Genomic DNA, 25,665 nt, shown 5'->3' on the forward strand with positions numbered 1-25,665 from the left:
CAAATTTCTGTTTCGAAGACCTTATAGAAATATAAGGTCTTTTGTTTTGCTTTTTTATGTAAGAGGAAGAGAATTTTTCTTTTTAATAAGGGATTTGGCATATTTTTAGGGACAACATAAGTATGTGGGAAGTCGATAAAATGTTATGCATATATAATTATTATGTTTTAGGTTTAAACAATAAAACATAATAAAGTTGTTTTTTTAGATTGCTGAGGAAGGAGGAAGTATAAATGAGGATGAAGAGTCGAAAAACTGATTGGCCTGTATTTATTATTAGTGGTGGTTCACTTTTATTATTTGTAATTGCAGTTTTTTTGAACAAGGATTATGTAGAGAGTGCGATTAATAAAAGTTTCGCTTTTTCAATTAAATATTTCGGTGCCTTCTGGCAAGTTTTATTATTAGGTACATTTATTGTTGCGATGTGTATGGCTTTCTCCAAATATGGGAGAGTTAAGCTTGGGGGATTAGAAAAACCTGAGATTAGTACGGCAAAATGGCTTGCTATTATTATGTCTACATTACTTGCTGGAGGTGGCGTTTTTTGGGCAGCAGCAGAGCCAATGTATCATTTGATGACGGTGCCACCAATACATGATGGTATATCTGCTGGAACGAAAGAAGCAGTCATGCCTGCTTTAGCACAAAGTTATATGCATTGGGGATTTTTAGCATGGACGATTTTAGGTACAATTAGTGCGGTAGTTATGATGTATGGACATTATCATAAAGATATGCCGCTAAAACCTCGAACACTTTTATATCCTATTTTTGGGGAAAAATTAAGAAAGAGCCTGCTTGGAACGATAATTGATGCAGCTGCAATTATTGCAGTAGCTGCAGGTACAATTGGCCCAATTGGATTTTTAGGTTTACAAGCAAGTTATGGATTACAAGAATTATTTGGAATTTCTGATGTGTTTACTACTCAATTAGCAATTATTGTTTGTGTGGTGGCCGTGTCTACCATATCGGCAGTAACAGGTATTGATAAAGGGATTCAAATTATAAGTAATTTAAATGTTAGATTAGCAATTGTGTTAATGGCATTCATATTACTATTTGGGCCAGGTGGATTTATTATTGATTCGTTTGTTTCTTCGTTTGGATTTTATGTAAATGAGTTTATACCGATGAGCACATACCGTGGTGATACAAGTTGGTTAGGATCTTGGACAATCTTTTTCTGGGGATGGTTTATTGGATACGGACCAATGATGGCAATTTTAGTGAGTCGAATTTCAAGAGGGAGAACGATTCGAGAAATCATCGTTGCAATTGGAATTATCGCACCTATTATTACAACATTTTGGTTTACTATATTAGGTGGATCAGGCGTGTTTTATGAGTTGATGAATCCTGGGTCTATCTCGGACGCATTAAGTGAATCTGGTATGCCGGCAGCTATGATTGCAATTACAGGGCAATTGCCACTTTCTAATATTATTGGACCAGCATTTCTTTTATTAACAATTTTATTTGTAGTGACAACAGGAGATTCAATGGCGTATTCCATTTCAATGGCAGTGACTGGAGACGGAGATCCTAGAATTAGTTTGCGAATTTTTTGGTCGCTTATTATGGGCGCAGTTGCAGCAATTCTTTTATATATGGGTGAAGGAAGTATTAATGCGCTACAATCGTTTATCGTGGTGACGGCAGTTCCGGTATCAATTTTGTTATTCCCAATGCTATGGTTAGCGCCTAAAGTTGCGGGAGAATTAGCATTAAAACAAGGTATTGTAAAAGAAGAAGATAAAACTGCATTCTTATTTCAGAAGGCTAGTAAATCAAAATAAATAAAAACGTAAAAGAGGAAGCATCTTAAATGAGATGCTTCCTCTTTTACGTTTAATCTAATACTTTTCCCTTTGTTTCTGGTACACATAGTAGCATTGTAATTAACCCGATTGGGTAGATGATAAAAATCAAGGACAATGCTCCAAGTAGGTTGCCACCTGTAGCAAGTAAGCCAATAATAACAGGCCCAAATCCAGCTAGTCCACGTCCTGTACCGAAAATAAAGTTTTCGGCGGTAGAGCGAGCTTCAGCAGGATAGTTTTCAGCTAAAATTGCTCCAAATCCTCCCATCATTCCATTTGCAAAGAATCCAAGCAATGCACTTCCCCATAATAATAATGTTGAATCTGTGAATAAGAAGAAGTAAATGAGACAGTATACTGTACCGCCAATATAATAGATTGCAAAGGTTTTACGTCGACCAATTTTATCAGCTAGAATACCAAAGATTGCAATTCCAATTAGCATACCGATGGTAGAAATGAACATCCAGCCACTTGCTTTTGCTAATGTATAGTTATATTTATTTGCTAAAATAGTGGGCATCCATGTGAAGATTCCGTAATATCCGAAGTTTTGGATGAACGACATAATAATAAGACCAATTGTTGTAATTGTTACTTTTTTATTGGCAAATAACTTTCGAAGTGGAAATTTTTTTATATGTTTTAGTTGTTCTGCTTCAGTAGTTGTTAATTTACCTGCAGCTTCTTTTTGCAATAGCTCCTTTTTGTAGCGTTGTTTTTGCTCCCATATTTTCGGTTCACTTAAACTTTTACGGACATAGACAGCTAGTAAAGCTGGAATTAATCCAAATAAGAAAACGGCTCTCCATCCAAAGTGTGGGACAATAAATGCTGGAAGGAGTGAAGCAATCAGTACACCAAATTGCCATCCAAGTGCAACAACAGATGTCGCTTTAGCGCGCATTTCTTTAGACCATGTTTCTGTTACGATGGCCATTCCGATTCCGAATTCACCACCAACTCCCATTCCAACTAAAAAGCGCAGAATTAATAATTGCCAGTAGTCTGTTGCGAAATAAATGAGTGCGGTTGCTAGTGAAAACAGTAAGATTGTGAAGGCCATTGTACGAATACGGCCAAATAAATCAGCAATAAATCCAAATAAATAAGAACCAATTAACATTCCTATTGTGGTAGCTAAAGTTAAGTTTCCGCCTTCAACAGGACTTAAGTGAAACTCTTTTAAAATATAGACAAGTACGAACGATAATAGCAACATATCTAAACCTTCTGCTGCATATCCTAGCGCAGAACCAAATAATGTTTTATATCTTTTCGCTTTTGTCTCCTCTGTTGTTTGTTGTACATCAGTAGTGACGTTCATTATTACTCCTCCTTATTTTCTACAGTCGCTATGGAAGAATAACAAAAGGCCTTCTCACCTGATATGATGAGAAGGCCAAAAAAGCATACGTATCCCCAAGAAAAGAACATACGTATATTGTATTCCGACTTCCTTCTCAACCTCACGGGGTTGGGTTAAAGGACTGTATTATATTACTTTATTTTTAGCACTCTTCTATATGTATTGTCAAATAAAGAGGAAGTTATTATGTGTAAAATATTTCAAAAAACATTTCGTTCTTCTTGACGCCGACTTCATTATTTTCCCATAATAAAACTAACTAAATAAAAAGGAATGAATCAAAGATGCTAAATTTAGTACTCATGATGATTGAACGAGTCGGACTTATAGTTATTTTAGGATTTTTACTCTCTCATATTAAAACTTTCAGACGCCTCCTTCATAAACAGGATGGCTATGTAGATAAGCTTAAGCTTATTTGTATTTTTTCGGTATTTACAATTGTAAGCAATTACACTGGGATTGAAATAGCAGGAAATACGATTATGAATGAAAATTGGTTACAAGGTGTTTCATCATCGAGTACCATTGCGAATACACGTATTATGGGTGTTGGAATTAGTGGATTGCTTGGTGGTCCTATCGTCGGAATTGGGGTAGGATCAATTGCTGGTATTCACCGTTATATGCTTGGAGGGACGACAGCTCTAAGTTGTGCAATCTCGTCAATTTTAGCAGGTGTTATAACGGGGTATATTGGATACATTTTCAAAAAGTATAATCGTACAATTACTCCTAAGTTTTCAGCGATTTTAAGTGTTTTTATCGTTTCTTTAGAAATGATTATGATCCTATTAATTGTAGAGGATGGAATGAGCATTGTGAAAACAATTGCGATACCAATGATCCTTGTAAATAGTTTTGGAAGTTTTATTTTACTTTCTATGATACAAGCTATTTTGCGTCAGGAAGAGAACGCAAAGGCACTTCAGACTCATAAGGTATTACGTATTGCAGATAAAACGTTACCATATTTTCGCCAAGGCTTAACAGAAGAATCATGTAAGCATGTGGCACAAATTATTCACCGTTTTACAGGAACAGATGCGGTATCCTTAACAGATACAGAGAAAATATTAGCTCATGTTGGATTAGCATCAGATCACCATATTCCTTCACATAGTTTAATAACTGGTTTGTCGAAAGAAGTTTTACATACAGGGCAAATAATGAAAGCAAAATCACGTGAGGTCATTAATTGTCAACATGAAGGATGCCCTTTGCAAGCGGCGATTGTTATTCCACTAACTTCGCATGGAAATACGATAGGGACATTAAAACTGTATTTTAAAAATCCTAACCAGTTAAGTCGCGTTGAAGAAGAATTAGCAGAAGGGTTAGCAAAAATATTCTCCACGCAGTTAGAGTTAGGAGAAGCTGAGTTGCAAAGTAAATTATTGCAAGATGCAGAGATAAAAGCATTACAAGCGCAAATTAACCCGCACTTTTTATTTAATGCGATTAATACAGTATCAGCTTTATGCCGAACAGATGTAGAAAAAGCAAGGAAGTTATTATTACAGCTTAGCGTATATTTCCGATGTAATTTGCAAGGGGCACGTCAGTTATTGATTCCACTAGAACAAGAATTAAACCATGTACAGGCATATCTATCCTTAGAACAAGCAAGGTTCCCAAATAAGTATGAGGTAAAGATGTATATTGAGGACGAGCTAAAGACAACTTTAGTACCACCATTTGTTCTTCAACTATTGGTTGAAAATGCATTGCGACACGCTTTTCCGAAGAAGCAACCAGTATGTGAAGTAGAAGTGCATGTTTTTGAAAAAGAAGGTATGGTTCATTTTGAAGTAAAAGATAATGGACAGGGAATTGAGGAAGAACGTTTAGAACAATTAGGAAAGATGGTAGTTTCGTCAAAGAAAGGGACTGGAACAGCTTTATATAATATTAATGAACGTCTTATTGGATTATTTGGAAAAGAAACGATGCTTCATATCGAAAGTGAATTAAATGAGGGGACAGAGATTACTTTTGTTATTCCAAAAAAAGTAGGGGAGGAAGAACAGATTGTTAAAAGTATTAGTAGTTGACGATGAAATGTTAGCACGTGATGAACTAAAGTATTTATTAGAGAGAACGAAAGAAGTTGAGATAATTGGTGAGGCTGATTGTGTGGAAGACGCATTAGAAGAACTAATGCAAAGTAGACCAGATATTGTGTTTTTAGATATTCAATTATCCGATGATAACGGATTTGAAATCGCCAATATATTAAAGAAGATGAAAAATCCACCTGCAATTGTATTTGCTACTGCCTATGATCAATATGCACTGCAAGCATTTGAAGTAGATGCGTTAGACTACATTTTAAAACCATTTGATGAAGAGCGTATTGTGCAGACATTAAAGAAGTATAAAAAACAAAAACAATCGCAAATAGAAACGAAGCACGAAATAAAGGGGACAGATGTAACAGTAGAGATGCATAAATTAGCATTACCAATTGAAGAATCAATCGTACTTGTTAATATTGAAGATATTGTATATGTAGGACTTGTGGACGGAAAAGTGACAGTAAAAACAATGAGGGAAACATATGTAACACACGATACACTTGTGATTTTGGAAAAGAAGTTGCCGCAAGTAAGTTTCATGCGTGTTCATCGTAGCTTTATTGCAAATATTAATCATATTACTGAAATTCAGCCATGGTTTAACTCTACTTATAATTTAATTATGAAAGAAGGATCAAAAGTACCTGTTAGTCGTACATATGCAAAAGAACTCAAGAAGCTGCTTCGTATTTAAGGAGCAGCTTTTGTATTTCATCCTTTTATATTTGTAACTGATTCTGTATATTTGACGTTCCGTTATGTAAACGCTTACTTAGGCGGTTATATTCTATACAATAAAGGTACCAAATCGAAAGAGGTGGCCAAAATGAGTACGAAAAAAGTATATAGTTTCTTATCACAAGCATTCATATTTTCAGCTATTATGTTAATTTCTAATATTATTGCAACACATTTACCAATTCCAATGCCTTCATCGGTAATCGGGTTAGTTATTTTATTTAGTCTATTATGTTTAAAAGTTATTAAATTGGAGCAAGTTGAATCACTCGGAACAGCTTTAACAGGTATTATTGGATTCTTATTCGTCCCATCAGGTATTTCAGTTATTAATTCTCTTGGTGTAATGGGGCAATACTTTGTACAAATTTTAACTGTAATTGTTGTAGCGACAGTTATTTTACTCGCTGTAACAGGATTATTTGCACAATTTATTTTAGGAAAAGATGAAAAAGAAACAGAAGATACAAAAGAATTGAAAGTAGTAAATAAAGGACGCAAGCACGGAAAGGTTGCGTAACCATTGTATTTATATATTGTTGGGAGGTAATGAAAATGGCAAGCACAATGACTCCATATTTCGGAATCGTCGTTTCATTAATCGCATACGGAATCGGAACATTATTATTCAAGCATTCAAAAGGGTTCTTCCTATTTACACCATTATTCGTAGCGATGGTATTAGGGATTGTATTTCTAAAGGTAGGTAACTTTACTTTTGAAGAATATAATACTGGCGGAAAAATGATTAGTTTCTTCTTAGAGCCAGCAACAATTGCATTCGCTATCCCACTATATAAACAAGTTGATAAGTTGAAAAAATATTGGTGGCAAATTTTATCGGCTATCGTGGTTGGATCTATTTGCTCAGTAATTGTCGTGTTCATTGTTGCAAAAGCAATCGGTTTAGATACAGCAGTAATGAATTCAATGCTACCACAAGCAGCAACAACAGCAATTGCGTTACCAATTTCAGAAAGTATTGGTGGTATTCCAGCAATTACATCGTTTGCAGTTATTTTCAACGCAGTTATCGTATACGCATTAGGAGCATTATTCTTAAAAACATTTAGAGTGAAACATCCGATTGCAAAAGGTTTAGCACTTGGAACAGCGGGTCATGCATTAGGAGTTGCAGTAGGAATTGAAATGGGTGAGGTAGAGGCAGCGATGGCAAGTATTGCTGTAACGGTAGTTGGGGTTGTAACAGTAGTTGTCATCCCAATGTTCATGCCATTCATTGGATAGTAAAACTTACTTAAAAAATAAGAAAAGCAAGCTATTTGTAGAACAGATTTCTACTGATAGCTTGCTTTTTATGTTACAGTAGTGGTAAGACCTATTAAAAAATGTAAGTTTCCTTAAATCTTCATTAATACTATGTAGAATACGTTTTGAATTAGGTCATTGTATTGTAAAATAAGAAGTAGGCTACTATATACCTGGTAAGGTAGGCATATAATGAGTTTATAAAAATCTTAATATGAATGAATAATTAAAAGTAGAAAAGAGAGAGAAATCTACTTATTAACGTTTTAGTTTATAGGACAGGAGAGAGTATTCGTCGATTATGCAAATAAAAAACCTGTTTCAAAGCAAAGGATTTCAGAGGTTACTCGTATTAGTAATACTTGCTCTCGTGTTATACGGGCTGCAAAGTATGTTGAATTTAATATTAATTACGTTTATTCTCACGTATTTAATGGATCGATTCCAAAAGTTTATTTCACGCAAATTAGATCATTTCATGCCTATTAATCGAAAAATTATTATAGCATTTCTATATGTAATGTTAATTGGTGGAATTGCTATTACGCTATTTAAATATTTACCAGTATTGACGATACAAATTTCACAACTGATTTACCAATTCAATGTATTTTTAAGAAACCCACCAGATAGTGAACTAATTAAGTATGCAGTTAATGCTGTCAATCATATGGAGCTTTCTAAATATGTAGGACAAGGCGTAGACATTTTGTATAAATCGATTACGAATGTTGGTAAATTTGGCCTTCAAGTTTTACTTTCTTTAATTTTGAGTTTGTTTTTCTTATTAGAAAAATCTCGTATTGTCGGTTTTACTGCAAAGTTTAAAGAAAGCAGGCTTGCAATTTTCTATACTGAAATTGAGTACTTCGGAAAGAAATTTGCACGTTCATTTGGAAAGGTAATCGAAGCGCAATTTTTAATTGCTGTTGTTAACTGTGTTCTTTCAGTTATCGCATTATGGATATTAGGATTCCCGCAATTATTAGGTTTAGCGTTAATGATTTTCTTGCTTGGCTTAATTCCAGTAGCGGGGGTTATCATTTCGTTATTCCCACTTTGTATGATTGCTTACAATATTGGCGGTATCATGTACGTTGTTTATATTTTGGTTATCGTAACAGTGATTCATGCGCTTGAAAGTTACGTATTAAACCCGAAGTTTATGTCGCAAAAAACAAATTTACCGATTTTCTATACATTTATGGTATTAATCTTCTCAGAACACTTCTTAGGTGTATGGGGATTAATTATCGGTATTCCAATCTTCATCTTCTTATTAGATGTTTTAGACGTGACAAGTGATGAAATGGAGAAGGATGTTGGAAAAAATAAAGTGAAGTAAAGAAAAAGCATCGATGTTCGGTGCTTTTTCTTTTATAATATGATGTTTCTTATGCCATACTGTAAGCAGAACATAGAATAGGGGTGAAGTAATGGCTGTAAATGAAAAGGTAGAATTGGCTACATTTGCTGGAGGGTGCTTCTGGTGTATGGTTTCGCCATTTGAAGAAATGGAAGGGATTATAAAGGTTGTTTCTGGCTATACAGGTGGTCATAAAGAGAATCCAACGTATAAAGAAGTATGTTCAGAAACGACGGGACATTATGAGGCAGTACAAATTACATTTGATGCAAATAAAATGCCGTATGAGGAATTGTTAAATATATATTGGAGACAAATTGATCCGACCGATATTGGTGGACAATTCCACGACCGCGGACAGTCTTATGAAACGGTGATTTTTTATCATAATGAAGAACAACATAAAAAAGCAGAGGCCTCAAAAGAAGAGCTTGAGCAGAGTGGACGCTTTTCAAAACCAATTGCGACAAAAATACTACCAGCAGCTACATTTTATCCAGCTGAAGAATATCACCAAGGATACCATAAGAAAAACACATTCCGCTATGAGTTATATCGTAAAGGCTCAGGACGAGATGCTTTTATTAAGCAACATTGGCCAAAGGATAATGCTCATTTAAAAGAAAAACTCAATGAGATGCAGTATTATGTAACACAGGAAAATGGTACAGAACCACCATTTCGAAATGAGTATTGGAACCATAAAGAGGAAGGTCTTTATGTAGACATCGTTTCAGGTGAGCCGTTGTTTACTTCTCTAGATAAATTTGATAGTGGATGTGGATGGCCTAGTTTTACAAAACCAGTGATGTCAGCAAGTGTGAAAGAAAAGATGGATGTGAGTCATAATATGACACGTACAGAAGTGAGAAGTAAAGAAGGAGATTCACATCTTGGGCACGTATTTCCAGATGGTCCAGGACCAAATGGCCTTCGTTACTGTATTAATTCCGCAGCTCTTCGATTTATTCCAAAAGAGGAATTAGAGAAAGAAGGCTATGGCGATTTCCTAATCTTGTTTGGAAATAAAAAATAACCTCGCAGTTAGCGAGGTTATTTTTTTGTTATTTTGTTTTTTTCTTTTTAAATTTGCTTAATACTTCATAAACGATTGGAACAATAAGAAGTGTTAATAACGTTGAACTTGTTAATCCACCAATTACCGTTACGCCAAGTCCTTTAGAAATTAAGCCACTACCTTCAAATCCTAATGCAAGCGGGATAAGAGCACCGATTGTTGCAATTGCAGTCATTAAAATTGGACGAAGGCGTGTTGCACCAGCTTCTAATAAAGCTTCACGTGTTGATAGTCCTTCATTTTCTTTATGAATAACGCGGTCGATAAGCACGATTGCGTTTGTTACAACGATACCGATTAACATAAGCGCACCAATCATTGCAGATACACTTAATGTTTCACCAGAGATTAATAAGGCAACAAGAGCCCCAATAATTGTAAATGGTAGCGAGAATAAAATTGCGAATGGTGCTAGGGCACCACCAAATGTAACGACAAGAACGAAGTATACAATGGCAATCGCAGCTAACATCGCTAAGCCAAGTTGCTTGAATGATTCTTCAATATCTTTAGTAACACCGCCCATAGAAACATCTACACCAGAAGGAAGATCCATTTTATCTACTTCTTTTTGTACTGCAGCAGATGCTTTTGAAACGTCATCAGATGTTAATTTGGCACTAACCTCTGCATAAACACGTCCATCTCGGTGTGTTACTGTATTCGATGTTTCACCTTCTTTTACAGTCATAACATCTTTCACAGCTACTTCATTACCAAGTGGTGTTGTAATTTTGCGATTTGTTAAGTCATCGATTGTTTCATAATTTTGTTTTTCAGCTTCTACATATACATTGATATCTTTACCGTCTTTTTTAATTGTTGTCAGAACAGGGCGATCATGTTGATTAGAAAGTCCCATTCCAATTTGAGCAGCCGTTAAGCCAATTTTACTCAGCTTTTCTTGATCTGCGACTAAAGTGTACTCTGCATATGTTTTTGCAATACTAGAATCTATATCTTTTAAGTCTTTATTTTTCTTCATGATATTTTGAATATCTTTTACGACAGGCTTAATGTCTTCTGAGCTATCTCCATAAACGTATAGTTTAATTTCGTTACTACCGCCACTTGCTCCGAAGTCTTGGTTTTTCCATTCGCCTTTGCCAGACATCTTCTGTAAATCTTTAACGACTTGTTCTTTCTCTTTTTCAAAGTTTTTCGTGTCGTTATCATATTGCACGAAGAACATTGCTTGGTTTGATTGACCAGGACTCATTGGATTCTCTCCACCTAATGAGAACTGAATTGTTTTGACGTCTTTATTATCTTGGAAGTGCTTCTCAGCTTTTGTTGCAATTTTTTCAACGTCTTCTAACGTTTGACCTGGTTCAGGATTATATGTTGCAATAATCATTTTTTCTTCTTCAGAAGGTAAGAAACTTACACCGATAACTGGTACAAGTGCAAGACTACCAACTAATAGAAGGACAGCGATACTTGATGTAATAATTTTGTGATTTAAAGCCCATGCAAGTATGCGTTTATACCCATTTGCTAATTTACTTGGTTTTTCTTCATGATGTACTTCTTTTTCCCTCATGCTCTCTTTCTTAAATAAGGAATGAGCTAGCATCGGTACGATTGTAACTGCTACTAGTAATGATGCTAATAAAGCGAAGACGATAGTTAAGGCGAATGGTAAGAACATTTCACCAATCATACCTTTTACTAGTCCAAGCGGTAAAAATACAGCAATTGTTACAATGGTGGAAGACATAATTGGGATAAACATTTCTTTCGTAGCTTCACGAATTAAATCTTTTCCACGTAATTTCTCTTCTGATAACGACATACGTCGGTAAATATTTTCAATAACAACAATTGAGTCATCGACAACACGGCCTATAGCAACGGTCATTGCTCCAAGTGTCATAATGTTAAGCGTAATATCCATTTGCTTTATGACTAAAACAGCAATTAATAAAGAAAGTGGTATTGAAACGACAGAAATTAACGTTGTTCGAATATTTCGTAGGAACAGCATAATAATAACAATCGCAAAGATAGCACCGAAAATTGCTTTGCTCAGCATTGTTTCAACTGATTTTTCAATAGGTGCACCTTGGTCGAATGTTGAAATGATCTCTAAATCTTTATATTTTTTCTCAAGATCTTTTACTTTATCTTTTACTGCATTTACAACATCAACTGTATTTGCATCAGAGGCCTTCACAATTTGAATTCCAATTGCTTCTTTTCCATTTGTTCGAGAAATAGATTCTGCTTTCCCAACTTCTTTAATGTCAGCAATTTCGTCTAATGTAACTGTTGGAATCCCGTTCATAGCAGCTGGATTCATTTGCGGCGTTTGTGCACCAGCGCCAGCATTTTGACTACCTTGACCGTTAGGTGAGGAAGGTATAGCTGGGATTTTAAGTTCTTTTAACGCTTTAATCGTTGTAATATTGCCATCTACAACAACTGATTTTTCCGTGTCTTTAAATGTGTATAAGCCAAGTGGTAAAGATACATCCGATCCCTTAATCACATTTTTTACGGTATCTTCACTTAGTCCTAGTTCTTTCATTTTATCTTTCTTGAAGACAAGCTGTACTTCATCTACTTGTTGGCCAGCAATTTGAACAGATGCAACACCATCAAGTCCTTTTAATCCTGGTACAACATTTTTTTCTACATTTTCAGTTAAGGTAGCTAAAGATTCATTCTTACTTGCCACGCTTAACGAAATAACTGGAAAGGCATTGAAGTTTACTCGTGAAACTTTAGGATCTTTAACACCTTCTGGGAGTTTTACATTTGTGAGAGCTTCTTTAATTTCTGTTTCTGCTTTTTCCATATTTTTATCAAAATCGTATTCTACTTGAATAGAAGATGCGTTTTGAAAAGATGATGAACTCACAACGTTAACACCGCTTAAATTTTGTAGTTGTTCTTCCATCGGCTTTGAAACTTTATCAGCTACTTCTTCTGGTGTAGCACCAGGATAGACCGTAGTTACTGTCACAATCGGTGTTGTAATATCAGGGATTGTTTCCAGCTTCATATTGAGTCCAGAGTAGATCCCCGCAATAGTAACAATAATGGTTAGTAGCCAAACTGCGAACTTATTTTTTAACGAGAAATTGATGATTTTGTTCATGTTTGCGCTCCCTTTTTATTATATTGACCAACTGGTCAGTCTAATACATAATATAACTGACCGTTCGGTCAATCGTCAATAAAAAGAGATGGTATAATACATTTATAATAAGATGCGAGATTAAATTTAGGAGAGAAGATATGAAAGAAAAAGAGCGTTTAATTATAGAATCGGCTATGAAGTTATTTGCTACTAAGGGTGTAAATGCGACATCAGTGCAGGAAATTGTGACAGCTAGTGGTATATCTAAGGGAGCTTTTTACTTATATTTTAAATCGAAAGATGAGCTTTTATTAGCGACACTTCGATATTATTATGACAAAATCCAAAAGAAAATGCTGGATATTGAACAAGAGTCTTTATTACCACGTGAAAAATTTGCAAAACAATTACATTGTCAGTTTAATGATATACAAAAGCATAAAGAATTTATTATTATGCATGCGAGAGAAAATGCGATTCCGTTTAATAAAGAAGTAGAAGAATTTATGATGCGGATGAAGTTAGAGTCTCATGCATTTTATCGGAATAGTTTATTGTCCATTTATGGTGAAAAGGTTATGCCATATTTATTGGATTTAGTAATTATGGTAGAAGGCATATGCCGTGGGTATTTAGAATTAATTATTTTACAAGCACCAGAAATTGATTTATCGTATGTAGCTGCTTTTATTTTAAAAAGAGTAGATAATTTAGTAGATGGCTTAGTAGAATCTTCGGAAGAACCTATTTTACATGAAGAAAAGCTTGGAGAATTCCTTTGTAAATCAGAGCTTATTAAGGAACAAGTTAAAGAACATTTTTTAAAAGAGATTATTGTATTTAAGCGCACTTTAGCTGATCAATTAGAGGATGATGAGCTGTTGGTTACATTAGATGTTTTAGAGGCGGAAATACGATTGCTTAATCCAAGAATTCCGGTAATTAGAGGTATGTTAGCAAATTTAGAGGCGTATCCGGAATTAAAAGAATTTCGATTACGCCTTATAGGATACTACAATATAAAAAATTCTTAATAAAAATAAGTAAAAAACTCCTTGTCTACACAAGGAGTTTTTTCTTAAAGACTACTTACTATTTTGAGACCATTCTTCAACATCCCAAACTTTTGTGATCCAATCTTCATAGAAGTCCGGTTCGTGACATACAAGGAGAATTGTTCCTTTATATGCTTTCATAGCCTTCTTAAGTTCCGCTTTTGCTGTAACATCAAGATGGTTTGTCGGCTCATCAAATAATAGCCAGTTACTTTCCTCACCCATTAGCTTACATAAACGAACTTTTGCTTGTTCTCCACCACTTAATTGACTTAATGGGCGAGAAATATGTTCATTTTTTAATCCGCATTTTGCTAACATCGCACGAATTTGATGCTGGTCTAGGCCAGGGAATGTATTCCATACATCATCAATTGGTGTTATATTATCAGCTTTAACTTCTTGTTCAAAGTATGCAGGCTCTAAGAAGTCACCAAGACTTGTTTTACCGCTTAAAGGTTTAATTTTACCTAAGATTGTTTTTAGCAACGTTGATTTACCAACACCGTTACATCCAACAATAGCAATTTTTTCACCACGTTCAATCGTCATTGATAGCTTTGGTAGTAGAGGATGCGTATATCCGATTTCTACATTTTCACCTTCAAAGACGAAGCGACTACTTGCGCGACTTTCTTTAAATGAGAATTCAGGTTTAATCGCTGTTTCTGGGCGATCAATAAGTTCCATGCGATCAAGTTGTTTTTGACGACTCTTTGCACGACCTGTCGTTGAATAACGAGCCTTGTTCTTTGCAATGAAGTCTTCTTGCTTTTTGATAAACTCGCGCTGCTTTTCATAAGCGTTTATATGTTGATTTTTATTGATTTCTGCTAGTTCTAGGAATTTTTCATATGTCGCTGTATAGCGTGTCATTTTTGTGAATTCTAGATGGAAAATAACATCAACACATTTATTCATAAATTCCGTATCATGAGAAATCAATAAGAATGCATGTGGGTATTCTTTCAAATAATTTGTTAACCAATGAATATGTTCAACGTCTAAATAGTTAGTAGGTTCATCAAGCAATAACACTTCTGGCTGTTCAAGTAATAGCTTTGCAAGCAATACTTTTGTACGTTGTCCACCACTTAGTGCTGAAACATCACGATCTAAACCAATTGCATCAATTCCAAGACCACGTGCAGCCTCTTCAATTTTCATATCTAGTAAATAGAAACCACCTGCTTCAAGTGCATCTTGTATTTCTGCCATTTGCTCAAGAAGTTCTTCTAGTTCTTCTGGTGTAGCAGTTCCCATTTTTTCTGTAACTTCATTTAAAGCTTTTTCCTTTTCGAATAACGGTAAAAATGCATCCGCTAGTACGTCACGGATTGTACGCCCAGGCGTTAAAACAGTATGCTGATCTAAGTAGCCATAATGTGTGCCCGGTGTCCATTCTACGCGACCTTGGTCATGAATAAGCTGACCAGTAATGATATTCATGAATGTTGATTTACCAACACCGTTTGCACCAACTAATCCAACGTGTTCACCTGCTAATAATCGCATAGATACATCTTTAAATAATGTACGATCGCCAAATGTATGTCCTAATTTTTCAACTGTTAATAAGCTCATAGTATCCTCCGTCCAACTTGAAATAGTACCTTGAATCATGATACTAAATTCTTTCATATAATGCCATCATTTCAAAATGTATATTTTTTCAAAAGAAGTGTTTGTAAATGTTAGTATATAAAAAAGTTACTTCTACCTACAGAAGTAACTTTTTGGTTATGCCTTTTGTTTAACTTCACTAACTTTCTTTTCAGCTACAATAAAATGCGGTCTACGTTTTGTTTCATAATAAATACGACCGATATATTCACCAATCACACCTAGGAATATGAGTTGAATACCGCCAATAAATAGTATAGCGGAAATGAGAGTAAAGTAACCAGGAACTTCCACACCACCAAGGATGATTTGAACGAACGTAGTGATTACGTATAAAAGTCCTAAAATGGTTGTTAGTAATCCGAGATATATAGATAGACGTAACGGTTTATTATTGAATGAAATTACACCATCAATTCCGTAATTTAATAATTTCGAGAAGGTCCATTTACTTTCTCCATCAGAACGTAATACATTTTCATATTCAATGATTAATTCGTTATAACCAATCCAAGAGAATAAACCCTTTGAAAATCGGTTGTATTCACTTAAAGACACTAAAGAATCCACTGCTCTTCGACTTAAAAGTCTAAAGTCACCAATACCATCTACTAATTCAATATCTACAAACTTATTCATCACCTTATAGTAAAGACGAGAGACGAAAGAGCGAACAGGTGAATCACCAGTTCTTGTTCTTTTTGCAATGACTTGGTCGTAGCCTTCGTTATATCCTTCTAACAATTCTTTTATTAACGTAGGAGGGTGTTGTAAGTCAGCATCCATAATAACAATTGCATCGCCTGTAGCATATTTTAAACCAGCTAACATTGCAGCTTCTTTTCCGAAGTTTCGACTAAATGATATATAGTGTACCGATGAATCTGCACTAGCTAAATCACGTAAAATATTTAATGTATCATCTTTACTACCATCATTAACAAAAACAAATTCATAATCGGTAGTTAATTTATGAATTTCAAGAGAAGTCTCTGAATAAAAGGCACGAAGCACCTTTTCTTCATTGTAGCATGGTACTACTATTGAAAGGGTCATGTTAGGACCTCCTTAGGTGTAATTTTAAAGTGGGCATGAAGTAAAAGTGAAGCAATCATCTTCAACTTTTACTTCACTTCATTTTAATACCTTTTTTTAAAACGATTTTTTAATTTTGAATATCTTTTCGTATCTCCAAGAACTAGAAGCGAGATGCAAATGATAAATGAAATGATAGAAATAACGAGACCCATTTTGAAATAAGGTGTGACGTATTTCATTTCAACTACATGTTGCCCTTTGGAAATAGGAACGCCAATAAAGGCGGAATTAGCCTTCGTAAATTCCGTTTCTTTACCGTCAACTTTTATTGACCATCCTTTACTATATGGTACCGATAAATATAGTAATCCATCTTTAGTGGAATTAATATCACCTTTTAAGGAGTTACCTTCATAGTAAATGTTTTGTAGGCTATTTTCTTTTAAAGTATTTACTTTTTTCGGGACAGTCTGATAGTTAGTACTGTTGATTTGTAAATCTTTCAACTCATATTGACCAGGAGTAGGAATAGAAATGATTAGCTCGGTTGGCTTTGCATCTTTTCCTAAGTTGTAAACAAATCTTTCTAGCGGATAAGCATAAGCTCCATCTTCATTACCTTTTATCATAGATTTGTCATTCACGGTAACCCCAAATGATTCCTTGTTTATATTTCTAATTTTAATTTCAACAAGAAGATCACCTAACATATCGTTATTATCAATAGGTACTATTATACGCCCATTTTCATGAACAGTGAGTATATCTTTCTCTTTCTCTATATTTTCCCACTTCATTTTATTTGGATTAATCTTAATTTGTTTTGAATCTAGCTGTTTTGTATTAAATTGTTTTAGTGGGAGACTTCCAACATCATTTACAACTACAGCATCTAATAAAAGTTGATCTTTCTCGGCAAAATTAAGTTTTGAAAATTCTTCATCACTTATTCCAGCTTCGTATACATAGCCTAATGGTAGTGCAAATTCATTTTTATAAATGTTGTAAGGACCTACTTGTTGTAAATGCTTATAACCATAAGGAATTTCGGTTTTATTAGCACCTTCACTTAGTACATAATATTTTACCCCTAGCATGTTCTCAAGGAATAATCGTTTATCTAACTGGAAGAACATAGATGGACTATCGTATCCTTGGAAAACATTGTACTTATTTTTCATAAAGTCATGAACATGATAATTAACTAAGCTTTGATAAGTACTTGTACCATGATAACCTTGCAACATCGGCGTATTTTTATAATTATTGTTTGGATTGATAATTCGATAAAAATCTTTATCTTGATTTTGTATATAACGAATTGCGTCAATTTCATCCTTATTATCAAGACCTGGCCCGTGTAATGATTCTTTTGTCACGCCTGCTTGATTAAAGTGTTTACTAAGAGCAAAATCTGAATAGAAGTAATTAATAAATATTACATTGACGAGTACATTTAATACTATGAAACATTGTAAGGCTACTTTTGATAAATAGCGCCATAGTAATATTGTAATAATAGATAATACAGTAGTGCAAATTAAAATTTTATCAATTGTTTGTAGCGGCTGTGCATTTATATTTACTTTTCTATAGAATGCGTAAATAAATAATGTTGTTGCTAGCAAAGGACCTATTAAAGAATTGACCTTTTGTTTGTTGAGTAGCATCCAATCTAAAATGTAGGCGACAGTTTGTGCAACCACAAATGCAAATAAGTAAAACCATCTGTATTGCATGGCAGAAAAGCCATTAAATACGGAATACGTATATGGAAGCATATATAGCACTAACATAAACCCAGTAAAGATTAATTTATTTGTGACAAGTTTATTGCGTATTAGAAGCGCGCTAGTAATAAGGAAGAGGATGAAAACAGGGAATGCAAGCTGATAATCCTCTGTATTATTAATGAAAAAGATACTTTCCATTAAGTTTTTATAAAACGTACCTTCAAACAATAACGGTATAGTAAATTTTGTAGCGAGTCGATCGGAACTAAATACACCATTTACAGATGGTATAAAGCAAACAGCAGATAAACCTAGTGATAAAGCATATAGAAAAGCAATTCTAATATAATAAATTATAAATGTTTTAATTGTTTTGTTCTGCTGTGTAGCGAAATATTGGAAAAAGGCATAAATATAGATAAAAATACTAGTAATGAAAGCGAAATAGAAATTTGATGCAAGCATAAGTGCTGTTGCAAACAGGAATAACCCTTTTTTTCGCTCTAAAATATATTTATCTAATCCCCATATTACTAAAGGTAAAAACACTATAGCATCTGCCATGAAATCCCATAATAAAGAATGGCGAATGAAAGTTACACATCCTCCATATATAATGGCAGAAATGAAAGAAGAAAAAATAGTTTTATTGTGATAACGTAAAGAACCATACATGAATAACATAGCTAATGTACTCTTTAAAATACTCATATATAGTTTCATCTCAAAGATTTGGTCAAAATTTAGTTTAGGAAGTAGAAGCGTAAGCCAGAAAAATGGTGCTGTACTATAGTAATAACTAAATTCTCCGAATAAATCTCCACCTAAGCCATAATCCCAAGACCAAAATAAATTTCCATCTTTAAATGCGTGTTGTAAAAGGAATGTAAAGAAACTAAATTGTGATAATGCATCTCCTGTACTAGAAAATACATTGTCTGATTTTAGGAAAAAGTAATGAAAAGCAAATGCACATATTATTAATAATGGAATAATAATAAGTGTGCTTTTAGTGAAAAATGTTCTTTTATTTACTTCTGAAGTCATTAAATAAATAAGCCTCCTTAAATGCAATTGCCACATTCTTCATCTCTGGATATCGTTTTAGGATGAAGAAAAACTGTGTATGAATCGGCGATTTTTAATAGTATTAATAAAGTGTTTATTGGTGCAATGTGTGGTAAATTTAGGGTGTAAATAGTTAATATTTACATGAAGAATTAACTATGAATTACCTTAATAATAGGCGTTGTACATCTAGTGCTGTTCGTTTCCAAGTATAATCATTCCAGAAAGGCAAGTCAATTTAAGATATAGATTGAAAAAGGGCTCATTTTCTAAGTGAAGAAGATAAAAATAAAAACTTCAAATTTGATTTGAAGTTTTTATTTTTATTTATTTTCGAGCCAGCTTTTTATTTATAAATCCTAAAATCAATCCGCGTATTTGTGGATCGATTGCAAGACCGATAATACCGTATAATATACCAGTAATTGTTAAAGCAACTAATGGCGGTAAGGTAATTAATATTGTACGGTATAGAATATAGCTGATGATAAAGGCTAAGGTATTGAATATAATCCCTTTAAATAGTAACGAGAAGCCTTTACGAACAAATAGAGTGAATCCGATTAATAACGTAATCTCGGTAAGGATAGCGGCAATAGCTGCTCCCATCATTCCGAACTGACTACCTAAGACGATGTAACTTATAACGGCAACAGCTAGTCCGATTCCCATTGTTGTTGCGCGTTTCCATTGTTGACCAATTGTCGTTAAATTATCAGCAAGTGGATAGTTAATAGATTGTAAAATGACCATAAAGGCTAAAATGGCAAGAGCATCACCAGCTGGCGCATATTCTTTGCCTAATAAAGTAACAATCCAAAAGCTTGGATCAGCGATAAATGGAATGGAGATTCCCATTCCTAAAAAAGACATCAGTTTTAATTCAAACTGAGATAGTTTTCTATGTTCATCAATATTCTTTTCATTTCCAAACGCAAATAATTTTGGATAAAAGGCTGCTGCAATTACACCAGGTATTTGATAAAGGACTGCAGGTATTTTTGATGCAGCTCCAAAGAATCCAACTTGCTCGTACGTCGAAACTTTTTCTAATATAATAGGGCCTAACTGCGGTAAAAGCATAATGATAATGCCATTGATTGTGAAAATCAGCAGTTGATCTAAAATCCCTTTGTCCCAGCCCTTATGAACTGTCGTATGGCGGAGTACCATTATGAAGGCGATGACTCCTGTTACAAGACTAGATATCCCATACATAGCAGCGACCGTCATAAGTGACCATTTCAACGACATTCCGAGTAGAAGCGCAGCTGCGGCTGTTACACCTTGTAGTACAGAAATAATCGCTGTAAATTGCATACGTTCTGTTACTTGGAAATAAGCCATTCCAACGCCTTGTAAAGTTGCTCCAAACATTGTTGGTAGTACAACCCAATATACCATGGCGCGTAGGTAGGCATCAGTATAGAAGAACTGAGCAAAAATAGCGAAGAGTACAGAAATTACGACAGCTAATACGAAACGAATACGTAAATAACTACTGATTAGTACGCTAATATTTGCATCCTTTCTCGTTCCTTCACGCATAAACGTATGTGTCAAACCAGCATCTGTGAAATAACAAATAACAGCGGAAACTGCTAATGCAGTTGTGAACATCCCATACTCACCGGGAGAAACGTATCTTGCGAAGAGAATCGTCGCGATAGCAAGTACAAATCGAACAGTAATATTTCCTACAAATAGGTAGGAGGCATTTTTAAGAATCTTATTTGTTTTCATGAGAAAAAACCTTTCTATTCTTTAGGACCTTTTTCGTTTGTCCTATTTGTAAATTTGATTTGTTTACGGAAAGAGAGGTGAGTACTATATTTTCAGTTTAAGAAAACAGAAATTTAATTCGTACAAACCAAAGCATTGCATATAGTTTTTTACTACGCTTTCCGTTTTTTGAATAGATTTTATGGCAATATTTCTTTATATCTTTTTTGATTAATTGAACTTGGGCATTATTTAATTGAGAGTTTTCTTTAATGTATATACAAGCATTATTGATAACAGTATAAGGGAATAAATAAGTCTCAAGAATCTCAATAAGTGACTGAGGGTCTTTCGTAATGAAGTCTTGAGATTTGTTATGTACCCAATCTTTCATACGATTGAATACTTCCAACTCTTTTGTCGTTTTTAATTCATAATCTTTATACTTAGAAGAAAGATTTCCTTCTGATAAGATTCTATAATATGTTAAGTATTCATCGACATAGCATACATTTGTCACACTCATTAGTTTAAATAAAAACTCCAAATCTTCTCCCCAGCTACATCCTGGTGTAAAACGGATATTATGATTCATTGCGATAGAGCGTTTGAAAATCCAAGTACTTGTTTGAGCAACAACTTGGTGTGTTAAGAATGCTTTTGCCATATCACCTTTAATAAAGTTTGTTGTATGCTCAACCTTTTCGCCTGTTTCTTCGTAGAAATTCATATAACCACAATAGCACGCGTCCATGTTGTTTTTATGCATACTCTCGATTTGTTTCTCAATTTTAGTTGGATGCCATAAGTCGTCACTATCAAGGAAAGCCACGTATTCTCCGCTAGCATTTTCAATCCCTGTATTACGAGCTACTGAAACACCTTGGTTTTTTTGGTGAACGTATTTTACTTGACCCGGATATTTTTCCGCAAGATTTTTTACGATAGAAGGTGATTGATCTTTACTTCCATCATCTACAATTACAATTTCAATGTTTTTATATGTTTGATCCAGTATTGACTGCATCGTTTCTTCAATATATCTTTCTGTGTTATACAGGGGTATGACAACAGAAACAAGTTGTTTTTGTTCCATCATAGAATTTTTATCTCCTCAAATTTTTTATGTCTTGCACCATATATACAAGCCTTTTGAAAGGAAGAAGATTACAAGAACATCTGTATCAGTTTAACGCATATAAACTTTGTAAATCAACTTTCTATTATTGTACTTTGTATAAAAAGTATTTATTATAGAATATATTGTCTTGTAAAAATATAGAAATATAATTTGAAAATTATGTATTTGAAGGGAGAAGATGAGATGTTAAGGCGATTTACTCGCAAATCTAATGTAATCCTTTTAGGGATTATTATGATAGTCGGTTTTGCGCTTCGTTTTGCAACTTTACAAACACATGGTGCAGATTTGACCCTAGCTAGTGATGATCTAGGGTATCAAAAAACGGCAACTATTTTATTGGAAACAGGAATGTTAACATATCATGAGCCGGATAAACCAACTATTCATATTATGCCAGGTTTTCCAGCATTTTTAGCTACTGTATTTTACTTTTTTGGAAATGGCAATGAAGGCCTTTTTGTAGCTAAATTAATTATTATCCTATTAGGGGTACTTAGTATTTTACTAACTTATAAGATTGGTACTTATTTATTGAATCCCGCTGCAGGGTTAATAGGTGCTTTCTTATTAGCTGTGTATCCTCCAGAGATTGTTGTGGAAAATTTAACTTTAACAGAAGGGCCGTTTCTATTCTTTTCATTGGGATTATTATATTGGAGTTTAAAATTAGCTGATACTCATAAAACGAAACATTTCCTAATTGTATTAATTTTCTACTTTTTAGCATTGTACTTACGCGTACAAGTTGCTTTATATCCAATACCATTATTTATATATCTCTTAATGAAGCGCTATCCATTCCGCATTATGATGAAGCAAGCGATTATAAGTATAGGAATAGGACTTATTGTACTTGGACCATGGTGGGCCCGCAATTACATTCAATTTGATAAATTTATTCCACTAACTGCTGGGGCAGGGAATCCGTTATTACTTGGAACGTATCAAGGTAAAGGTTACCCAGAAGGTAAGAATATGGCAGAACTTGAAGTAGAATTACACGCAAAGTACCCTAATCTGGAAGCACATGAATTTATGGAATTAGAAGAAAAAATAGCGAAAGATAGAATGAAAGAATGGTGGAAAACAGATAGGAATTCCATGATAGAGAGTTATTTAATCTTGAAGCCAGAAATTATGTGGAAAAAACCGTATTATTCTATAGAGCATAATATTGAAGTATTTAATGTTTCTGCAAAGGATATGAATGAAATACATAATTTTATTAAGACGATGTTTTTAATATGTACGATACTTTCATTTATCTTCCTTTTAAAAAGGTGGAGAGAGACTACATTTTTATGGTCGATTCTTTTACTGCAAACAGCCTTAACTTGTTTTTATGCCGCATATGAAAGATATGCATTACCGTTAATCCCATTTTTATTTATTATAATTGGAGTAGGAACCGTGGCAACGGTTATGAAAATTAGTAAATTATTAATTAGCAAAAAATAGTTTGAAATAAAAAACATCTTAATTTTTCAAGGAAATTAAGATGTTTTTTTATATATATTCATATTTAAATGAAAAACTATTCGTTATCAGTTTCATTTTTTGTTTGTGTTACGTTTAATTTTTGCTTTAATAACGCATAATCTTGCGTTAATGTTACAAGTTGATGGTGTAGCTTAGAAATTTTTCTTGTTAAGTCAAAAATTAAAATGAAACAGAATAATAATCCAAATAAGAATAAGATGGATGGTGGATATTCTACTTTTAATAGTTTTCCAATCCAATTTATAATTTTATCAGTAGAACTTAAAATAGCCATTGCAAAACAAACAAAAATCCACAAAATAGCATATTTTGTTTCTAAAGCCCCGCGACGAATAGAATTAATAATTAAGAAGAATAATAACAAAATAAAGATGAATGAAAAGGTAATTATATGCATTCACTATCAACCTTTCACGATTTTTTGCATCAATATAGCAAGACTTACTTTAATCATGTAATATGCAGATTTAAGAGGTGTGATGGAAGATTGTCCACCTTGTCGCTCTTGCATATTTACAGATATCTCATTAATGCGAAGTTTTTTCTTTTTTAAATGAATAAGAACTTCTGGCTCTGGATAATCTTTTGGATAATTGTGTGCAAAAATCGTAATTACTTCTCGATTGATAGCACGATATCCAGAAGTTGGATCCATAAATGTTTGTTTCGTTAACACTTTCAGTAGAGCAGTAAAATAAAAAATACCAATTCTTCTTGAAATACTACCTTTGTAAGCTGTTTTTTCTGTAAAGCGTGAACCCAGCACCATATCACATTGGCCTTCAGCGATAGGCTGTATAATTTTGTATAAATCATCCGGATTATGTTGTCCATCAGCATCGAACTGAATTGCAATATCATATCCATTCTCATATGCGTATTTATAACCAGTTTGTACAGCTGAACCGATGCCCAGATTATATGGTAGATTAATAAGATGAACTGGGAAATTTTTTACGATTTGAGCTGTTTTATCTTGTGAACCATCATTAATAACGCAAATGCTTAACGCTGTAAAATGTTGTTTTAGTTCTAGTAATCTTGTTAATGTATCCGCAATTGCTTCTTCCTCATTATAGGCTGGAATAATAATCAAAGTTTTTGGTATTGAAATTGGTACCTCGATAGACATTACCGCACCACCCCTTACATATTTAACTATATTATGGTTATTTATAAACAACTTTACTTAATATACCATTAAAAGTATAAGAAAATAAAGGAAAAACTGATGGGTTATTTTAGGGGGAGGCCACTGAACACAAAGGCAAGCGATAGTATTTTTTATAATAAAAAATACATGCAAGGAAGAGCCTATGCATGTATGATGAGAAGATTATGTTAAATATTCCAAGGCTTACTTAAAGTTAAAACTTCAGCCATCTCTTTACTTTTTAAACGTCCTTTTTTTCGGTTTTCCGCGCGTTCTAAACCGGTTTTGTGTAACCAATGTTCTTCCTGAGTTTCAGGGAGTACTTGTGGTACAGACGAAGGTTTTCCATCTTTTATTGCTACAAATGTAATAAAGCAAGTAGCAGCAATTCTACGCTCGCCTGCTAATAAATTTTCTGCAATTACTTTTACGAAAACTTCCATTGAAGATTTCCCTGTATAACATACGAATGCTTCATAACAAACAGAATCAGCTTGGTGAATTGGAGTTAAAAAATCAACTGAATCAATAGATGCTGTTACGCAATGTTTACGACTATGTCTTGCAGCCGCAATTGAAGCAATACTATCAATTTCTGCTAATAATTTCCCCCCAAAAAGTGTTTGGTGATTATTTAAATCGTTAGGAAAAACACGTGTTGTCTTAATTGCTTTAGATTCTCGCATGAATTTCTTTTCCATATATTCAGCCCCTATAGTCTGTTTTCAATCAGAATAATATGTGTAAGCTTAGTACTCATATTAGATATTTAATGAAGTAAAGTGTAGTCCAAAAGAGTATTATTTAAACTTCTGTATTT

19 protein-coding genes and 1 pseudogene are annotated in these 25,665 nt (G+C 33.9%); 10 read left to right on the forward strand and 10 right to left on the reverse strand.

Translation table 11 applies throughout. The features are described from left to right. Positions 1-233: 233 nt before the first annotated feature. Positions 234-1,802 carry a BCCT family transporter gene (locus BLT20_RS18070; protein ID WP_001242442.1) on the forward strand — a complete coding sequence of 523 codons (1,569 nt, stop codon included), beginning with the start codon at positions 234-236 and terminating at the stop codon, positions 1,800-1,802. Positions 1,803-1,854: 52 nt separating this feature from the next. Here BLT20_RS18070 and BLT20_RS18075 read toward each other — a convergent pair whose 3' ends face one another. Further along, positions 1,855-3,153: an MFS transporter gene (locus BLT20_RS18075; RefSeq protein WP_001103412.1), complete on the reverse strand. Its 1,299-nt coding sequence runs from the start codon at positions 3,151-3,153 to the stop codon at positions 1,855-1,857. A gap of 326 nt (positions 3,154-3,479) precedes the next feature. On the opposite strand from BLT20_RS18075, the gene lytS reads away from it, so the two are divergent. The 7 genes and pseudogenes from lytS (at position 3,480) to msrB (ending at position 9,682) form a co-directional block, all read left to right on the forward strand. Further along, the gene (lytS, locus tag BLT20_RS18080) at positions 3,480-5,249 is read left to right on the forward strand and encodes a two-component system sensor histidine kinase LytS (RefSeq protein ID WP_000933565.1); all 1,770 of its coding nucleotides are present in this window, start codon (positions 3,480-3,482) and stop codon (positions 5,247-5,249) included. Then, the gene (locus BLT20_RS18085) at positions 5,227-5,967 is read left to right on the forward strand and encodes a LytR/AlgR family response regulator transcription factor (protein WP_000921843.1); all 741 of its coding nucleotides are present in this window, start codon (positions 5,227-5,229) and stop codon (positions 5,965-5,967) included. Before lytS ends, BLT20_RS18085 begins: the two co-directional genes overlap by 23 nt. Before the next feature lie 132 nt (positions 5,968-6,099). Then, the gene (gene lrgA, locus BLT20_RS18090) at positions 6,100-6,531 is read left to right on the forward strand and encodes an antiholin-like murein hydrolase modulator LrgA (RefSeq protein WP_000104901.1); all 432 of its coding nucleotides are present in this window, start codon (positions 6,100-6,102) and stop codon (positions 6,529-6,531) included. Positions 6,532-6,566: 35 nt separating this feature from the next. Continuing rightward, positions 6,567-7,259, forward strand: coding sequence for an antiholin-like protein LrgB (lrgB, locus tag BLT20_RS18095; RefSeq protein ID WP_000168869.1), 693 nt, complete (start codon positions 6,567-6,569; stop codon positions 7,257-7,259). A 322-nt stretch (positions 7,260-7,581) separates the two neighbouring features. Further along, on the forward strand, positions 7,582-8,625 hold the full coding sequence (locus tag BLT20_RS18100; protein WP_001166010.1) for an AI-2E family transporter: 1,044 nt from the start codon (positions 7,582-7,584) through the stop codon (positions 8,623-8,625). 91 nt (positions 8,626-8,716) lie between these two features. Beyond that, positions 8,717-9,184 (forward strand): annotated as a pseudogene (msrA, locus tag BLT20_RS31095) (peptide-methionine (S)-S-oxide reductase MsrA); the annotation flags it as partial. Between the two features lie 45 nt (positions 9,185-9,229). After that, a complete protein-coding gene (gene msrB / locus BLT20_RS31100) occupies positions 9,230-9,682 on the forward strand; it encodes a peptide-methionine (R)-S-oxide reductase MsrB (RefSeq protein ID WP_224201069.1) in 453 nt (150 codons plus the stop codon). A gap of 28 nt (positions 9,683-9,710) precedes the next feature. Here msrB and BLT20_RS18110 read toward each other — a convergent pair whose 3' ends face one another. Continuing rightward, positions 9,711-12,827, reverse strand: a complete 3,117-nt coding sequence (locus BLT20_RS18110) for an efflux RND transporter permease subunit (protein ID WP_001033490.1) — start codon at positions 12,825-12,827, stop codon at positions 9,711-9,713. Between the two features lie 140 nt (positions 12,828-12,967). Between BLT20_RS18110 and BLT20_RS18115 the strand changes: the two genes are divergently transcribed. Next, entirely contained in the window at positions 12,968-13,843 is an 876-nt protein-coding gene (locus tag BLT20_RS18115; protein ID WP_000659648.1) for a TetR/AcrR family transcriptional regulator, read from the forward strand. A 51-nt stretch (positions 13,844-13,894) separates the two neighbouring features. Here BLT20_RS18115 and BLT20_RS18120 read toward each other — a convergent pair whose 3' ends face one another. The 5 genes from BLT20_RS18120 to BLT20_RS18140 form a co-directional block, all read right to left on the reverse strand. After that, on the reverse strand, positions 13,895-15,448 hold the full coding sequence (locus BLT20_RS18120; RefSeq protein ID WP_000055410.1) for an ABC-F family ATP-binding cassette domain-containing protein: 1,554 nt from the start codon (positions 15,446-15,448) through the stop codon (positions 13,895-13,897). 156 nt (positions 15,449-15,604) lie between these two features. Then, positions 15,605-16,543: a glycosyltransferase family 2 protein gene (locus BLT20_RS18125; protein ID WP_000175826.1), complete on the reverse strand. Its 939-nt coding sequence runs from the start codon at positions 16,541-16,543 to the stop codon at positions 15,605-15,607. 83 nt (positions 16,544-16,626) lie between these two features. Beyond that, entirely contained in the window at positions 16,627-19,305 is a 2,679-nt protein-coding gene (locus BLT20_RS18130) for a YfhO family protein (RefSeq protein ID WP_000200227.1), read from the reverse strand. A 348-nt stretch (positions 19,306-19,653) separates the two neighbouring features. Continuing rightward, positions 19,654-21,069, reverse strand: coding sequence for an oligosaccharide flippase family protein (locus tag BLT20_RS18135; protein WP_000856149.1), 1,416 nt, complete (start codon positions 21,067-21,069; stop codon positions 19,654-19,656). Between the two features lie 97 nt (positions 21,070-21,166). Continuing rightward, positions 21,167-22,147 (reverse strand): glycosyltransferase family 2 protein, encoded by a 981-nt coding sequence (locus BLT20_RS18140; RefSeq protein WP_000970536.1) that lies wholly within the window; start codon positions 22,145-22,147, stop codon positions 21,167-21,169. A 225-nt stretch (positions 22,148-22,372) separates the two neighbouring features. On the opposite strand from BLT20_RS18140, the gene BLT20_RS18145 reads away from it, so the two are divergent. Further along, positions 22,373-23,650: a glycosyltransferase family 39 protein gene (locus BLT20_RS18145; protein WP_000946116.1), complete on the forward strand. Its 1,278-nt coding sequence runs from the start codon at positions 22,373-22,375 to the stop codon at positions 23,648-23,650. Between the two features lie 76 nt (positions 23,651-23,726). Here BLT20_RS18145 and BLT20_RS18150 read toward each other — a convergent pair whose 3' ends face one another. The 3 genes from BLT20_RS18150 to BLT20_RS18160 form a co-directional block, all read right to left on the reverse strand. After that, positions 23,727-24,089 (reverse strand): DUF2304 domain-containing protein, encoded by a 363-nt coding sequence (locus BLT20_RS18150; RefSeq protein WP_000547568.1) that lies wholly within the window; start codon positions 24,087-24,089, stop codon positions 23,727-23,729. A gap of 6 nt (positions 24,090-24,095) precedes the next feature. Beyond that, positions 24,096-24,824 carry a glycosyltransferase family 2 protein gene (locus BLT20_RS18155; protein ID WP_000021473.1) on the reverse strand — a complete coding sequence of 243 codons (729 nt, stop codon included), beginning with the start codon at positions 24,822-24,824 and terminating at the stop codon, positions 24,096-24,098. A gap of 209 nt (positions 24,825-25,033) precedes the next feature. After that, positions 25,034-25,546, reverse strand: a complete 513-nt coding sequence (locus BLT20_RS18160; protein WP_000412124.1) for an acyl-CoA thioesterase — start codon at positions 25,544-25,546, stop codon at positions 25,034-25,036. Between the last annotated feature and the right edge of the window lie 119 nt (positions 25,547-25,665).

Source organism: Bacillus sp. cl96 (assembly GCF_900100505.1).
GTDB lineage: Bacteria > Bacillota > Bacilli > Bacillales > Bacillaceae_G > Bacillus_A > Bacillus_A cereus.

Excerpts from the sequence above, each read along its gene's own strand:
- BLT20_RS18155 (WP_000021473.1), bottom strand. The coding sequence starts at position 24,824 with ATGTCTATCGAGGTACCAATTTCAATACCAAAAACTTTGATTATTATT.
- lytS (WP_000933565.1), top strand. The coding sequence starts at position 3,480 with ATGCTAAATTTAGTACTCATGATGATTGAACGAGTCGGACTTATAGTT.
- BLT20_RS18125 (WP_000175826.1), bottom strand. The coding sequence starts at position 16,543 with ATGACCCTTTCAATAGTAGTACCATGCTACAATGAAGAAAAGGTGCTT.
- BLT20_RS18110 (WP_001033490.1), bottom strand. The coding sequence starts at position 12,827 with ATGAACAAAATCATCAATTTCTCGTTAAAAAATAAGTTCGCAGTTTGG.
- BLT20_RS18100 (WP_001166010.1), top strand. The coding sequence starts at position 7,582 with ATGCAAATAAAAAACCTGTTTCAAAGCAAAGGATTTCAGAGGTTACTC.
- lrgB (WP_000168869.1), top strand. The coding sequence starts at position 6,567 with ATGGCAAGCACAATGACTCCATATTTCGGAATCGTCGTTTCATTAATC.
- BLT20_RS18140 (WP_000970536.1), bottom strand. The coding sequence starts at position 22,147 with ATGATGGAACAAAAACAACTTGTTTCTGTTGTCATACCCCTGTATAAC.
- BLT20_RS18160 (WP_000412124.1), bottom strand. The coding sequence starts at position 25,546 with ATGGAAAAGAAATTCATGCGAGAATCTAAAGCAATTAAGACAACACGT.
- BLT20_RS18150 (WP_000547568.1), bottom strand. The coding sequence starts at position 24,089 with ATGCATATAATTACCTTTTCATTCATCTTTATTTTGTTATTATTCTTC.
- BLT20_RS18115 (WP_000659648.1), top strand. The coding sequence starts at position 12,968 with ATGAAAGAAAAAGAGCGTTTAATTATAGAATCGGCTATGAAGTTATTT.
- lrgA (WP_000104901.1), top strand. The coding sequence starts at position 6,100 with ATGAGTACGAAAAAAGTATATAGTTTCTTATCACAAGCATTCATATTT.
- BLT20_RS18145 (WP_000946116.1), top strand. The coding sequence starts at position 22,373 with ATGTTAAGGCGATTTACTCGCAAATCTAATGTAATCCTTTTAGGGATT.
- BLT20_RS18120 (WP_000055410.1), bottom strand. The coding sequence starts at position 15,448 with ATGAGCTTATTAACAGTTGAAAAATTAGGACATACATTTGGCGATCGT.
- BLT20_RS18075 (WP_001103412.1), bottom strand. The coding sequence starts at position 3,153 with ATGAACGTCACTACTGATGTACAACAAACAACAGAGGAGACAAAAGCG.
- BLT20_RS18130 (WP_000200227.1), bottom strand. The coding sequence starts at position 19,305 with ATGACTTCAGAAGTAAATAAAAGAACATTTTTCACTAAAAGCACACTT.
- BLT20_RS18135 (WP_000856149.1), bottom strand. The coding sequence starts at position 21,069 with ATGAAAACAAATAAGATTCTTAAAAATGCCTCCTACCTATTTGTAGGA.
- BLT20_RS18070 (WP_001242442.1), top strand. The coding sequence starts at position 234 with ATGAGGATGAAGAGTCGAAAAACTGATTGGCCTGTATTTATTATTAGT.